Raw genomic sequence first — 14,317 nt, 5'->3', positions numbered from 1 at the left:
AGGCGGAAATCGGACCCGCGGTTCATCGCTTGCAGAGCGAGAACGGGGAACACGGGACAGAGCGAAGCGACGGAATGGAGCGGGCCTCCGTTGAACCGTGGGGCTTTCTGCCAAATTCGCGGATTGATCTCACAAACGAGGAAGAGACGAGCGGACTATGTCACTCAAATACGAGCTGATGCCCTCAAGTCTGTGAGCGGAGTGAGTTGAGCCCGCCAGTGCGTAGCAGGCGACAGAATAAGCAAGATGCGCTTACCAAGACGCCCTTTTGTGTTTCTTTAGGAGTGTAGCGACGTCAGACAAACGGCAAGCTCTGGGGAGCTTCGGCACTACGTTACGACCAAAGGTGCCAGCATTCGTGACGGTGTCGCTGAGAGAACTCCCGTAACCACAGAAAGGAGTCTCAGATGTTCAACTTATTAAACGGCCTATTCGCGCTCGGCGGGTCATATCAATTACAAGCTCAAGCCAAATTGATGCTCGGCAAGATGAGGCTGGAAATCAAATTATGCGCCATGCGGGATGCACTACCGAGGCGTATCAATCGTGACGACTGACAATACACAGAGTACTGTCCGTGTTGCAGATCAACGATTGTTCAAGATGAATAGCAGGAGATCGCGTGAAGATAGAAAGCCATCCCTAATTTCGATACTCTACACACTATGTACCACAGAGCACCGCAATAGCGTTTTTCGCTTCAGCGATGGTGTCTCCAGAAGTAAGGCTAATTCGAACCGGAATACTAAAGCGCGCCATATCGGAAAGATTGGCAGCCTGAACAATGCAGTCCAGTTTACCCTGAATAGCTGCTTCAGTTTCGACAGCATGGATTTCAATGAGCATTTTTTCTTCTCCATAAGCGTGACGCCATTGTTCACATTCCAGGGAGAAGCGTTCCTGAGCAGAATACGGACGGTCCGGAGTATAATAAAAACTGTTGGGTTCTCGTTTAGAAGGCTGATGGGCAAGGCGTATTGCCGTCATATCGATACCAGGCCCAATCCCAGAGGACGGACCAAGAAGACCTCGTATACTTCCAATCCTAGCCAGGTCGCGGGCCAGTGTTTGAGTGGCCTTTTCATGTTTCCATGTTCCCTTTGGAGCGTCCGGTGGATGCGGAAGCAGAGGCTTGAGGAGTGAACTTTCCTCTGCCTCCTGTTCCTCATCCGATTTGTAATCGGGTGGCTTTATTAGGAAGTTTCCATGCGCAATAAACGTGATGAGTGCATCATCAGCAGGCCGTGTGCCTGTGTTAGCGATGGCAACCCAAACCTTGTTGGTTTCGCGTCGCTTTTCTAGTGCTTCATGAAGGTGTTCCAGCCGTTCTCTGCATTTATCTAGCCAGGCCGGATAAAGGTCGGTCTGGTATTTTGCAATGCTCTCAGGCGATGGAGGTTCGTATGTTTCATTCCATTGAATGTTAAATTTCAGACTTGGTGATTTTTGGGTAATCGTTGAACTTTCTGTATCGAAATCGGTCACCATCGGGTGCGTGCGTTTGATTGATTCAAACAGCGTTTCCACATCATCCTCACCCAACGGCTGAAAACGGGTGCGTTGTGAGTGGTAGCGCTCAATCTCGTTCTCTGCTTCGTCAAATGTCCGAAACGAAAAGGCAGGCTCGGCTTTTCGTAGTCTATTGTTTTCGGTTTGCAGTTTGGTGATTTGCTTGTCGCGTTCATCCAGCTCAGGAGCTAAGAGCCAGCGATCAGGGATAGGTGCAATCTTGAGCCCCAGGCCGCTCGCCTTGTAGAGCACAATCGTATCATCCGTGAGAAGTTGGACGTCTCGTTCGGGATGTTCCTTTGCATACAGATAAGCCGTACCAACAAGCTGATCATCGCGTTCGTTGTAGTCGAGCTGATTAGACAAAGAGCCATCATAAGTATGCTGCGCTTCAACATGTAATGTAATGCAAGGGTTTGTGCCCCGGATCATCACTTCATTCTTTCCGAGCATATCCCGAAAGCGCTCTGATGCTTTTCGCGCCCTTTTCCCAACCCGGTCATTTCCCTGCTTCTTGCGGTAATCCACCTCACGCAGAACAGGAGAGGAAACGATCAAATGGACGGCTTCATAGTCCACCCACTCCGACCAATCCAATTCCTCCAATGCTCGGCATTGGAAAAACAGATTCGTATCGACGAAGAGAAAAACGTGCCTTTCCATTTTGATTTGCGCTGCTCCAAGTAGCTTTTTTTCAAGAAATATGGATAAGTTTACAGGAGAGTAGCGCCAATTTCTATCGCAGAAACTGGTGCTCTGCTGAAGAGCGATTGCACATCCATTTTGATTGCATTCTCACGGTAATGCTGTGTCTATTCCCCTGAATCTAAGGTTTTCTTTCTCTTTAGCGCTATAACTTCCGATACTGGTGGCGTATCTACTCCTTCGGGAACCACCACATCGTCTGTTTCTTGAATCACCGCGTTGTCTTGGTCATGGAGGCCTATCGTCCAGGCTGGCTTTCTAATCAATTCTCGCTTTGTTATTCCCAGCGTTAGGTCAGGCATCAGGCTGCCATCATCTGCTTGATCGACAGGAGCGAATAGAAAGCTTCCCAATCGAGCATATTCTTGCAAAAAGAAGTCGAGATGCTGCGATGTTTCGGGCGTCATTTCGAGGTATCTGGAAAGCGACATGTGAAGACGTGACTTATCAAAGGTATCCTCATCATCTCCAAATTTTTGTGAAATGTGAGCACGGTAATGTAGCGTGGCATTCTTGTTTATTCCCTGCAATATCGAAACCCTGATAACCTCATCGGTATCAGTATTTCCAAAGCGTTCCCGCCATTGCTGGAAGATTTTCTTGCCCAATTCCTTATTCTTGAAAAACAGTCCTAGGATCGGCGGACAATCTGGTCCGTACGACGCATAGGCCATGCCTTTCCAGCCTGCATCGTTCCACAAATGCAAATTGATAACAGAGTGAACCTGAATATCACTGTGGCGTTTGAGATACGGATAGGTGGCCGTGGGGTTCATTTCAAAATCTGGGCGCGTCCGTTTTATTTCAGGTGCATCCTTTCGACGAGGATAGCTTCGTGGCTCGGGCAAATAGAAATTCGATAGCCTGCCTATTGGGGACCCAAATACCCTGCTGTGGCTTGCGAGCACGTTGCTGAAAAGCACAGACCTCTCGAACAGGCGCTCTTCCTCCAACAACTCGTGGACTATTTCGATGATATTATCTGCAATTGTGAAGAGATTGATGGTTAAAGCGCAAAACTCCAGAACTGCTCTGTTCACCACTTCAGTATGCTCGTGACTGCCGAGGTCTAAGTCCTCTGAAATATTTACAATGACTTTGAGATCATGAGGCGAGGAGGTGATTGAAAAATTGAGTGGGCCTTCCGATTCCACAATTTCAATCAGCACTTTGTTAGTGTGTGCGATCACTCGCCTGTTGATCAGCGTTGCAGAAAATCCTTCGAGACTGGACAACAGAATCTCTCGTGCTGCGATCAAGTAGCTTTTGGAAGCACAGCTAAACTCAACCGAACAGCCCAGGATAATGGAAGAGATGCTGCACGCGGCATCTGAGTTTAAAATGGGATTGTCGGGCACTTGATAAGCGGCTGGTTGGGACGCGACCAACTCTATTGTATTATGAAAATTCTCCGCGCTTTCTTCAGCCGGAAATGAACCGTCGGCTTTAAGGTCGTCAATGTAGCCAAGTCGATACAGCAGACCAGTTCGAGCGAGGTACAGTTGCAGATAGTCGAGTAGGCTAGGAACTTCTGCCAATAAGTCCATAGCTGAATCGTCGAAGCCGAGGAATGAACACATCAACAACTGATCTAATTCCGCAATATCACTCTGGAGCTTCTCGATGCTATCATCCGTTAAAGAAACCGATTGCAAATAGAAGTTCAGTAAGCGAATGGCTTCAAATAAATCGGGTAAATGTGACAATTCTAGAGTGATTTGGGCGAGAAGCTTTGCTGCAGCAAAGCTCTCGATTTGAATTTCCCCATCCTCATGATTTTTGGTGGAAATGACGGTGAGCGCCGATAAACAAGTGGCTCTGGCTGCCCATAACAATCCAGCGTTATGATAGGCAACCGAAAGCATAAACAAAGATCTGAATTGCTGTTCGTCGTATTCTTTCTTCAGGAAGGCTAAGGATGCCTTTCCCAGCCAAGAGACTGCTTCATCGGGCCTTCCTGCAAGAAGCTTTTGTTCACCTCGCCTGAAGTAGACTTGGCCCTGTCGAGCTTCCTGATGCCGTTCACCCATGAACTCGGCGAGCGTCATCAACAGGTCGTCAAAGGCCTCCGAGTGAAAATCAAAATCGGCTAAGCCATTGACGAGCTCGTCCAGCATTTGGACTGGATATTCTGCGTAACCACGTGCGCACACCAATATCGCTTTGAGTGCGATCCAGACATCATCAAGCTTTTCATTTTGCTTATTGCGCAGATTTTCGTTTATCACCTGAAACTGCAAAAGTGTTTCGGCATATAGCGAGTTGTTACGTGCTGACTTGTCGCTCACTATGCTTTCCAGTTTGTTACGTAAACGCTCTCCGCGTTCGTCAATCTTGAAACGATTGGCAAATTGTTCGTTCTCAGTTCCTGCATTTACCAACATCTGGAGCACATTTCCGACTTTTGACACATGCGCGGAAAGATGGCTGGCGAAAACAAATTTCTCAAAATCATCATATTGGTCGTCGGCGAACGCGAAATCGTCGAACCACCACAGAGCTGTCCATATTTTTTCGTATTTTGCTTCTAGGTGTTGGTCGAAGCTACCGTGCTTCTTTGCAAGTCTTATCGCTCTGTCGAACCGACCGTCAGTCTCAAATCGTGGACGCTCAAGTCCTCTGGAGAGTTTAGCGGCATAGAGTGAATCCGAAATCTTCTCAAAATGGGTATCGTAGTCGTCCCGAGAGAAGCGGTTCTCGATCTCTGACAGCTCTCGTTCGCGGCGAAAGTCATTGGGGCCCAGTTTAACCTCGTGAGGATTGTGGGATCCAATTCCAAAAAAGTTGTGAGCTAAGTCGAAGTGCTGATTTACAAAAACTTTGTCTTCTATCCATAGCCTATCGAAGATGGTAACCGGAAGTCCATATTCCTTCGTGAGTTCCTGCTCAATTTTAAGCCTGACTCGCTGCTTTGCCGCCCTGTTTGTAAAGAAATAAATGCGATCATAATGACGCCCGGTAGAGGTGATCCCCTTGACATCGCTTTTTACTTTCGGCGCCCATTTCTCTTGAGCGCTCATTGCAAATGCCCATTTCTGTTGACCGGCGTTAGCGTCAGCTTCGAACCAGTTGTCCGAAACTTCGTCAGAAACGATATAATTTTCTGAATCGACCTTTCCGTCACCGCCTCCTTCGGGGCCAGTTTGAGGGCGGAGGTTCGGGCAAATTTCTCGTTGAGCCAGCGCCCTGCAAAATTCTTCGAAGACTTTATGTTCGTTTCGATCAGTAATCGTATTGAGATAAAAACTGAATGCCGCCTTCTCCAGGGAATAGGCAGAAGTGAACTCGCTATCAGAATAATTTTCCGGCCTGCGCGAACGCATCAATTCGGACGGCGAAATTTTAGGCTTATAGGTTGAATCGATACGCATCACCTGAGACTATAGCATTGCAGACAAAAAGAGAACAAAAGCTTCTCGTTTGCTGATGAGCAAGGACGAGAAGTTCACCTTTATATGTTGCTGTTGAGCCCTTAAACCCGCGCACAAAACTTTACAATCGCGAGCGATCCTTCTGTTTGAAAGCTAAGTTAGCCAGCACAGCCGCTCGGCCAGCGCCTGTTCTTCTTCTCCGACCGCTTGGCGGTAGATTGCCGTGCTCTCCAATTTTGCGTGCCCCATCCATCTTTGGAGTACGGGCTGTGGAATGCCTTGGCTGTCTGCAAACACACCAAAATAGTGGCGTAACCCCCTCGGGCAGGCTTGAGCGCCCTCGATGCCAGCCCTGTCCATGATTGCTCCGACGCGCCGCCAGGCCGTGGAACGGCTGAATTTGAACACTCGACCATCTTCCACCACAGGCAATTTGAATAATGTCTCGATGAGCTGACTTGGAATGGGCACAGAGCGCCAAACTACTTTGGACCGGCGTTTCAGGGTTAGATACCGAACACATCGTAGCTCACGGTCTATATGCGTGACTTTAAGCGCCAATGCTTCGGAAACACGGCAGCCCGTAAGGCACAACAAGAGGCAAAAGGCGAAGGTGGCCAGATCCTCTTTGGACGCCTCTTCTACGAAGCGCTCGCGCTCACTGACCGTCAGGTACTTTCGTTCTCCAGCTGTCGTGTAAATCCCGTCTTCAGTTTCCATGTCAGCCCTTTGCGGTAAGGCCGAAACAGAATGGCCTATTCGGTTGCAAGGGTGCGACTGCAAAAAGTTGCTCACTGATAGGAGACTTCAAAAACTGCGTTTGAAACGCGGAAATTACCTCAATCCAAGTCATACAAAATAAAAATTGGCTCAATACTGAAACAGTATAGGCCATTCGGTAGCATCGTCACGATTTTATCTGATCTTCTGAACAGGTGTCTTGTGACTTCATGCTCTCCCCTTAAATCCGCACTTGTGGCGTTGATGTCCTTTCCTGCTTTCTGCGGATTCGCAGTGGGACAGACTTCAACAATTCAGAGTTTGCAAGATAGCTATAGCCAGCTCACTCTGTTCGGAGACCTCCATTTAAGGAACCAGCGGACGCTTTGTGCTGCCGGTCATACTATATCGTCCGCAATGGGAGACCCAACAGAACTCGAGTTCTGTCTGTTGGTAATGGAAGAAACCCTGTCCCGTGATCCTGGCGATCAGTCTTACATCATGAGACTTTATACTGATTGGTCGATCCGATACCCTCAAACAATCCTCCAAGAGATTGCTCGTGCGGCAATGCAAGACCAACAAGAGTTTCTCAGTATCAATGACATGAATGGCGCGAGAACTATGAAGCCGCTGAATTGCCAGACTGCTTTCGATGCGGGTTTCTTCTTCGGTGCTCAGAACACTACACAAGTCCTAGACCCGAATACCGATACGGTGACTCACCAGCACAATGCTGAACGGTGCTTTGACATGGAAAGTCATTCGACGAAAACCGGTTTTCTGGCAGGCATGGCATTCGGTCGCTTAGCTACTGACAGGGGCTGAGCACGTCATCCTTAGCGATCGGGAGGGGTGGACAAGAGCTTTCGGGTCGCTCTGGCGTAACCGAAGTGTCCAAGAAGCTCAGATCGAAATTTTGCTGACTTATTCCTTCTATTACTGCGACAGCATTATTGGGGATTGCCTCGGGCACGCCCCGTATTCGAAGCGATGTCACGGTCCTCTAACTCCTGCTGTAATTCCACTTCCGCGTCCGCTCTTTGTGAAACAACATATTCAGATGCATGTTCGCCGCTTAGTCCCATGCGTTGGGCGTCCCGCATTGCCATGATCTCGACCTGTCTGAGGTAGCGCTCTTGAGCGGCCTCCTCTTCCTTGCGAGCGCGCTCCTGTTCTTCTTCAGGCGCATCAACCAGTGTCATTCCATGGCGGTTGTTCGCAGCCAGCAAAGCATCCTGTTTGTACTCTTCCACGATATCGCCGCTGGCCTGAGCCGCCTCTCGGCTGGCCAGAATATCAGCCCTATTCTGCTCGTATGCGCTGATATCAATCCCAGTGGCTTCAGCCAGCGACTGAATTCTGCCTGATGCTTCGCGTTCGTATGACCGGAAGTCACTCGCCTCTTGCGCAAGTCGCGCCTCTTCGGCCTGGAGCATTTGCTCGACAAGGACGGCTGCGATGGTTTGTTGATCAGATTTTTTGAGCGCAAGCTGAAGCGTTTCCTGCTGCACTCGGTTGATTGCCAACTGAAGGGAAGCGGGAGAAATAGCGATGCCCGCCGACATGCTGGCTTGCAGCGATGAAATCATTCCGAGGTGATCTGCGAGTTCAGAATGAACTGCGCTCCCAGCATCTGGCATGGATGCGAGCGAACTCTTCAGCATCACTTCCATCGACAATAGCTGCTCAGAAATAGCCTCTACTCTGTTCGTTCCACCGGACATAGACCTCCACATTTGTATCAATATGATATATTTTATTTGTGAACTTTTCGTTAACTATCCTGATGTTTTGACCCAGTCGGCCAAATACGATCTACGTTTTGTCCGCCGATTTGAAATACTTGATGAGAATTGGCGACGGCTCGCTATAATGCAGAAATGACGAATCCAGCGCTACATAGACAGTACTTCGAACCGAAGCTGGAGATACTGCCAGAACCGCAGCTGCGTCTTTGGCCGGAACTCAAAGATACCCCCTCAATGTTCACGTTGTATGGTGGAACGGCTTTAGCTCTCCACTATGGTCACCGAGACTCGGTGGATTTCGACTTTTTCAGCAATTACGATTTTGATCCGATGGAAATGAAGGAAAGTCTTCCTTACCTTCAGGACGCGCTCCTCATTCGCTCTGCTGACAACACACTGGAATGCCGGGTGGATCGGGGAGGGCCAGTTTTAGTCTCGTTTTTTGGAGGCCGAAAGCTCCAAAAAGTGGAGCAACCCTTTTCAAGTACGGAGAATGATCTGGCGGTCGCCTCCCCCAGGGATGTATTGGCGACAAAGCTCAACACTATCCAGAAACGAGGCTCCGCAAAAGACTATATCGATATCGCAGCGGGCCTGAACGAAGGCTGGACGCTGGAACAAGGGTGTGAAGACGCGATCTCGGTTTGGGGATACAGTTTCGAACCCATGACGTCGCTCAAGGCACTATGTAGCTTCAATGACATTCAGGGTGATCCGCTCCCACTGAAGATACAAGAACAGCTTCATTCCGCTGTGTACGCCGTGGATCTTTCAACGCTGCCGTCGCATGATCGAGGTATGGATTTGTAATGGCGGTCAGACTTCAGATTACCCCCGAACTAGAGCGAGTTGCCAGAAATGTCGTTTGGTTCAGCGATCCCCAAATTATCCAGCGAGACCCAGTGTTTTTTTTGGCGCAAGTGATGGGATATGGGACGAGTTCAGACGTGAGGACCGTCTGGGCACAGGTCGGACGCGAAGGCTTCAAGGAGGCCATGGAGCGCCTGCCGAGAGGAATCCTCGATGACCGATCAATCCATTTTTGGGGCGTCATGACAGGCGTCGATGTCACAGAGGCACTCAAACATGCGCGACCTTAATCCAACCGCCCTCCCCGAAGCAGATATCCGGCAATGTTGGATCGACGTTGAGCCTTCCGCTTATCGGGACATCGCAATCGAAATTGAGGCCCAGATAGTGGACGGACAGGTGCTCGACGCTCTTGAATTAAACACGCTTTCGCAAATGTCTGAGGCCAAAGAGATGGCATTGGAAAAAGAGAGACAGATTGTGTCCGAGGCCAGCCACGCCAGATCTATTGGGATTGATATCTGAGATAGATCATCAGTCCAACAGCTCCACCCTTTGGGCGGTTATACCGTCCTCTTATTTTTTTCATAATTATCAGAATATTAAGCGCATTTTCGACCGTCACTCACAATGGCTACGCTGTCGCCCGCCCCAAAATTGCCCGATTTGGAGCTCAATCTTGAGTTCAATCGAAAGGGAGAGTGTTCATGACTGGCAAAGGAATGTTCGAATGGCTCTGGGGAGAGGATGCCCCCTCTTCTGAAGAAATCGATGGTCGTGCCGCTGGCGAAGATTTTGCGCGTGAAAGCTACGAAGACGGAGAAATTGCAACCGATACAGACTTGTACAGCAATGGCTTCAATTCATTCAGAAGTGAGTACAGCTTTGAATATTACGACGATCAGCTGGCTCAGGAAAATCAAGAAACGAATGAAAGAATGAGCGAGGCATTAGATCTAGGGGCAGACGACCTCATTACCAAGAACCCAATTTTAACTGGATTAGGAATAATCTTTTGGCCCTCAGAGGCAAACGAGGCTGAAGGGCTATGGGATCAAGGCCAGAGCAACTACATAACTTCTTATGTTGACGAAGCCAAAGAGACGTATTCCGAGGAATTCGACAACGGTATCGAAGAACACTTCACTCCCAACCAGCCAATGGAAACTGAGTGGCAGGACCCTTCTGCCACGAATGGAAACAGCTTTGAGAACTTCATTACCGGTTTGACAAATAGCGGCGGCACCATTCTTGTGGACCCAGTTGATGATGGGATCTCGGCAACCTCGGAATGGGGTGGCAATGATAATTTCGGCTGGGGAAGCGAAGCACCTGCTTACAATGATCCCGGTTGGGCTGAAACCGGCGTCCCCGACACGAACGATACTTCCGGCTATGGTGATAACTGAAGGACAGCTGGGACTATTTCGGTGGGAGCCTAAAAAAACTCGCCCACCATTCTAATTGCTTTTCAAGGTTTCGATTCCACTCATCAAGAGCGTTGAAACCTTCATTAGATTCGCGACTAGTCTTCCGAGCGTTCTCTATCTCATCCGAGAATTGCCGTCGTTTTTCTGACTGCTTTTGAACAGAGCCAGTGCGATCACGGCTCCTATTGCGACCGTCGCCCCAATCACCAAAGTCCGGCGGTCTAGGCTTTTGGACGTCTCTGGTAGCTTTGTTTCTACCGACCGACTTCTGCTGGAGTAGCTCGGTGTGTAGTGACTTTTTTTTTGGTCTAAACTCGGTGCTCTTTCACCCAACCATTCAATAGCGTTTCCGTCAGAAATTTTAGCGATCGAGCCTTTTGACGAAGCTGCCTTAATTTTTTCACTCGCATTTTCTAATGCACTGCCGGACGCACTAGCCTTAGAAAATTGCTTGGTCGCCGTTATTGGTAATTGTTCCCCATTGTTGGCTCGCGTCAGAATTGCCTCTACACTTGCCTTCACTCCAGACAAAAACTCTTCATGATGGGGTAGAGTTTCTTCTCCTGTAAATTTACAGGCATAGCTGAATTGAATGTCTCGGCCGCGCTGAGCTCCTGATATCGCCTCGCTGAATTCTTTCGCAAACGGGTGATCTTTTCCTAATAATCGACCAACACTGCCAGTTCTCACCACATAGAGGTCACTGCCCGCCTGAAAACAATATAAGTGCGGCTTCGACCAAGTGTTGCCGACATCTTCCAGGCATTTGCGATGTTTCGCCATAAATTCACTGGTTGGCTTCCCCGCAAGGAATTGCAAACCTCTTGGCTGACCAACTTCACTTGACACCAATGCAGAATACAAAATCTCTTCTACCATTCCAGAAGCTCGTCTATATCGTTAATTTCTGTGCCTTGGATAAAAATCCTGACACCTTCGTGATAGCCTTCTGTCAGAATGGAATTCCAGACTCGTTCTGCTAGTTCACGCTCTTTTCTAGATTCTTTGGCCCGTTCGTCAGCTGCACTTTCGAAAGTCTCAGCATGCTCGTCATCGTCTGTAGCGGACTCCCCTGTTGCCAAATACTGAAAGAGACGATCGAGCGGCCTACGCCTTGCAAGATCCCGCTTCTCAGCGGCAAGCCTTCTCCGTTCGCTCGCCCGATCATAATAATCCTCAGCGTCCGAAGCCTCTTCATGACTTTTCCCTAACAAAGCCCCACCTGCGACGAACGCAAAAGGCCAGCGCAACCCTACTGGCTCAAAACGCTGGTTTGGACCATCAATGACACTTATCGGAGCAACGCATACGACGGCGTCTGAATTATCTAATGAAAACGCTCTCATTAGCCCATTATAGATGATCTCATTGACCACGTCTGTTACAGTATCATTAAGATAGTCTGCTTTGGTGAGCACAAAGCAGACTGGAAATATAGGATTTTCATAATATAGTTTTCGTTCTCTAAGCGCATTGAGCATGTCAGAAGCCGCACCAAGTCTGAGATCAAAACTAAGGTCGCGCACAATCCGCTCGGCATCTAATAGCGGGTTTTTACTTCTGTAAATCCTGGCCACAATCAGGTCGCAGGGCAGCATGATCATAAATGCATCTGACGCGTTTAGTTCGTATAAAGTACTTTCCGAAAGCTCCTGATCATTATCCAAAAACGTCTCACCCGGTGGATCATAAAAGGTGAACTCCCTTCTATGACTGCGCGCATGACGACGCCCTTTGAGGCCATCTTCAATATCCTGAAACTTGAAGTTAATTCTTAGATTTAGGTCATTTAAGCTGCTAGTTTTTGGAGGATAGTCTTCAATCGGATCTTTTCCGAGCATCTCTGCCATGTCTGCAAAGTCCTGCCGCTGGCGAAAGTTGGTGATGCGGACCTCAAACATCATACGTTGCTCTATACCGAGACTATCTAAATAGTCATAAGTCGTTTCGCCCAATGGCAGAAAGCCAATATCGTTGGAGTATTCCCGATAAAGTCCCGTAAAATATATAGTTTTACCCGTACCTGGCACACCTATCATCGCGATCTTCATCATGCCCCTCCAGACTTGCCAGAAATACCAAGCTTGTTGATAAGCTTTCGGGTATTTGGCCCATATTGGTCCAATATCGGATCCTCAACTTCTACTTCTTCGGCATCTAAGTTTTGAAACTTCTGACGTGTTCGCCTAATCTGGCCCAAAACCTGCCGAAAATGCTCATTGCCTGGATGTCCAAGAAAAGCTGTTTCGTGCCACTCTCGATCGATGGTCGAACACCCCAAAATCTGTGCCGCTTGATCTCGGCCTAACGTGAAACAGCTCTGCGCCAAGTCTGGACGTTCAACCTGTAAAAGCAAGTCAACAAAACTCATCGCTTCTTCTATAGCAAGTGCAGGAACGACCTTGGATGTCTCGCGTAAAATCGCTGAGTAAAATTTGAAAACTCCATCTGCTACTTGTGCAAACTCCGGTTCTTTCGACAAAATTTGTGGCGCAAGAGGCGGCTTCGTTTCGCCACGACTTAGTGAGTAGACGAGATGGCTCAGGTCAAGAATGCTGGAGACGATCACTTTGAGCGCTAAGTCGACACTGGCAATTTGGTTCAACTCATCACGGCTGTTATGCGTCCTTATCTGGAATGAGTTCGAAGCAAGTGCGGGAGATCGGCCTTCTGAAAGGCCATCTGACAACAAACCCCAGATTTCGGTGTAAACCGTTGCCGACCGTAGCGAATGAGATTCGACATGAACAAAGACGCAGGGTTCTGTGTGCAAATGATAGCGCAAGCTCGTCGCCAAGGCCTGAGGTGTACTGTGCGAATTCACATGAGTTTGCGACGCTATATAAGGGATAACTGGGTGACTTGAATTCACTTTATTGAAGTGGTTGGTTACCCAATGGTTGAGGCCTTTCACATCACTCAAAACCTGACGTGTTAAAAGCAGGTCGCTAGCCTTTTGCCTGCTTATCTTGGTTTCAAAGTTTGATCCATTTTCAGGAATTGGCTGAAAAAAGTGCTCGTTAGAGCTGCAAATAAAGAGATTTATAGCCGAGTCTTTGTACGCGTCTCGTTCAGACTTGATTTCGGCAGGCAGATTATCCAGCGGCCATTTTCTTAAACTGTGCTCGACATCCAACAATTCGAGCCTTTGTCGGAAGGCATCTTGATGCCGGGACCACTCAGCGTCCATTCGCTCACGAAACAAGCGAGCATCTTGGGAGAGGCGCTCCCTCTGAATATCTACAGATGCAAGTTGAGCTGTCTCGAACGGCGTTTTTATGTACTTGGAAGCAAGCCGACTTCCTAAACCTTGAGCCACGGCCGCAAGTGAAGCACCGATTATGATGTCGTCTACGATGAACATGACGTCTCCCATTCACTAGCGCAACATGGCTCGAGAGAAGCTTCTCTGAAAAAAGAAATCGGCACAAGCTAAGTTAATGTGAAAGTAGAAATTTCACCGAATGAGCCTACCCATCCATCACTGGGATTGATATCTGAAATAGATCATCAACCCGACACCCGCACCGACCAGTAGAAGGGACAGGAACACACCGACAGATAAGCCAGTGAAAAACGTCTGGCGTTGCTTCTTCTTGTCATAGCTTGTTGTCGCCGTTTTGCCCTTGGCGGTTTCGGTCGCAACGCGAATTTGGCCTGATAGATGCTCAAGCGCTTTACGGTTCTCTTCCTTAAGCGTTCGCACCTCGGCAAACAGTTCTGCGACGATACTTGCCACATCGATGCTGAGACCTTCTTGCGGCGTTGCAGAGCGTAAGCCATGCGCCGGAGCGGTTTCCTTCAGAAACCGGCTCAGCGTGCCAATCGAGGTCTCGACGCCTTTTTCTGAGCGAAGGCGATCGACACATTCTTTCAGCGACAAACCATCCCTGCGCCAGGCGATAACAGCTGCGCTGTGCGGTTGTAAGTTTTCATAAGCCATAGGACGTTTTCAAAGTTCAAAAATTGACCTTGTCGTTGTTTTCGACGACGAATCAAGTGATTTTCAAACAGTTTTCAA

Annotated in this window: 12 protein-coding genes; 4 read left to right on the top strand and 8 right to left on the bottom strand. The window is 48.6% G+C overall.

The features are described 5' to 3' along the window. Window positions 1–663: 663 nt before the first annotated feature. The 3 genes from G523_RS0111355 to G523_RS0111345 all read right to left on the bottom strand — a co-directional run bounded on the left by G523_RS0111355 (window position 664) and on the right by G523_RS0111345 (window position 6,305). A complete protein-coding gene (locus G523_RS0111355; protein WP_081648770.1) occupies window positions 664–2,172 on the bottom strand; it encodes a PIN domain-containing protein in 1,509 nt (502 codons plus the stop codon). A gap of 149 nt (window positions 2,173–2,321) precedes the next feature. Further along, a complete protein-coding gene (locus G523_RS0111350; RefSeq protein ID WP_027441676.1) occupies window positions 2,322–5,585 on the bottom strand; it encodes a hypothetical protein in 3,264 nt (1,087 codons plus the stop codon). A 153-nt stretch (window positions 5,586–5,738) separates the two neighbouring features. After that, window positions 5,739–6,305 carry a tyrosine-type recombinase/integrase gene (locus G523_RS0111345; protein ID WP_022695186.1) on the bottom strand — a complete coding sequence of 189 codons (567 nt, stop codon included), beginning with the start codon at window positions 6,303–6,305 and terminating at the stop codon, window positions 5,739–5,741. A gap of 456 nt (window positions 6,306–6,761) precedes the next feature. Between G523_RS0111345 and G523_RS0111340 the strand changes: the two genes are divergently transcribed. Beyond that, window positions 6,762–7,133 carry a hypothetical protein gene (locus G523_RS0111340; protein WP_155802657.1) on the top strand — a complete coding sequence of 124 codons (372 nt, stop codon included), beginning with the start codon at window positions 6,762–6,764 and terminating at the stop codon, window positions 7,131–7,133. Between the two features lie 125 nt (window positions 7,134–7,258). Here G523_RS0111340 and G523_RS0111335 read toward each other — a convergent pair whose 3' ends face one another. Then, window positions 7,259–7,897, bottom strand: coding sequence for a hypothetical protein (locus G523_RS0111335; protein ID WP_155802656.1), 639 nt, complete (start codon window positions 7,895–7,897; stop codon window positions 7,259–7,261). 264 nt (window positions 7,898–8,161) lie between these two features. On the opposite strand from G523_RS0111335, the gene G523_RS0111325 reads away from it, so the two are divergent. The 3 genes from G523_RS0111325 to G523_RS0111310 all read left to right on the top strand — a co-directional run bounded on the left by G523_RS0111325 (window position 8,162) and on the right by G523_RS0111310 (window position 10,275). Continuing rightward, window positions 8,162–8,866 (top strand): nucleotidyl transferase AbiEii/AbiGii toxin family protein, encoded by a 705-nt coding sequence (locus G523_RS0111325; RefSeq protein ID WP_456107077.1) that lies wholly within the window; start codon window positions 8,162–8,164, stop codon window positions 8,864–8,866. 276 nt (window positions 8,867–9,142) lie between these two features. Continuing rightward, window positions 9,143–9,391 (top strand): hypothetical protein, encoded by a 249-nt coding sequence (locus G523_RS0111315; RefSeq protein ID WP_022695180.1) that lies wholly within the window; start codon window positions 9,143–9,145, stop codon window positions 9,389–9,391. A gap of 182 nt (window positions 9,392–9,573) precedes the next feature. Further along, complete coding sequence (locus tag G523_RS0111310; RefSeq protein WP_022695179.1) at window positions 9,574–10,275, top strand: hypothetical protein; 702 nt, start codon at window positions 9,574–9,576, stop codon at window positions 10,273–10,275. A 135-nt stretch (window positions 10,276–10,410) separates the two neighbouring features. On the opposite strand, the gene G523_RS0111305 is transcribed toward G523_RS0111310, so the two are convergent. The 4 genes from G523_RS0111305 to G523_RS0111290 form a co-directional block, all read right to left on the bottom strand. Next, on the bottom strand, window positions 10,411–11,175 hold the full coding sequence (locus G523_RS0111305; protein WP_022695178.1) for a hypothetical protein: 765 nt from the start codon (window positions 11,173–11,175) through the stop codon (window positions 10,411–10,413). Beyond that, window positions 11,169–12,347: a hypothetical protein gene (locus tag G523_RS0111300; RefSeq protein ID WP_022695177.1), complete on the bottom strand. Its 1,179-nt coding sequence runs from the start codon at window positions 12,345–12,347 to the stop codon at window positions 11,169–11,171. The genes G523_RS0111305 and G523_RS0111300 overlap by 7 nt, the downstream gene beginning before the upstream one ends. Next, window positions 12,347–13,660, bottom strand: a complete 1,314-nt coding sequence (locus tag G523_RS0111295) for a hypothetical protein (protein ID WP_155802655.1) — start codon at window positions 13,658–13,660, stop codon at window positions 12,347–12,349. The genes G523_RS0111300 and G523_RS0111295 overlap by 1 nt, the downstream gene beginning before the upstream one ends. Before the next feature lie 117 nt (window positions 13,661–13,777). Then, entirely contained in the window at window positions 13,778–14,239 is a 462-nt protein-coding gene (locus tag G523_RS0111290) for a hypothetical protein (protein WP_022695175.1), read from the bottom strand. Window positions 14,240–14,317 lie beyond the last annotated feature (78 nt).

Origin of the sequence: Ponticaulis koreensis DSM 19734, from assembly GCF_000420665.1 — a bacterium.
GTDB classification, from domain to species: Bacteria; Pseudomonadota; Alphaproteobacteria; order Caulobacterales; family Hyphomonadaceae; genus Ponticaulis; species Ponticaulis koreensis.
Note: the sequence above shows the minus strand (reverse complement) of the source record. Positions and strands in the feature narration are given on the sequence as shown.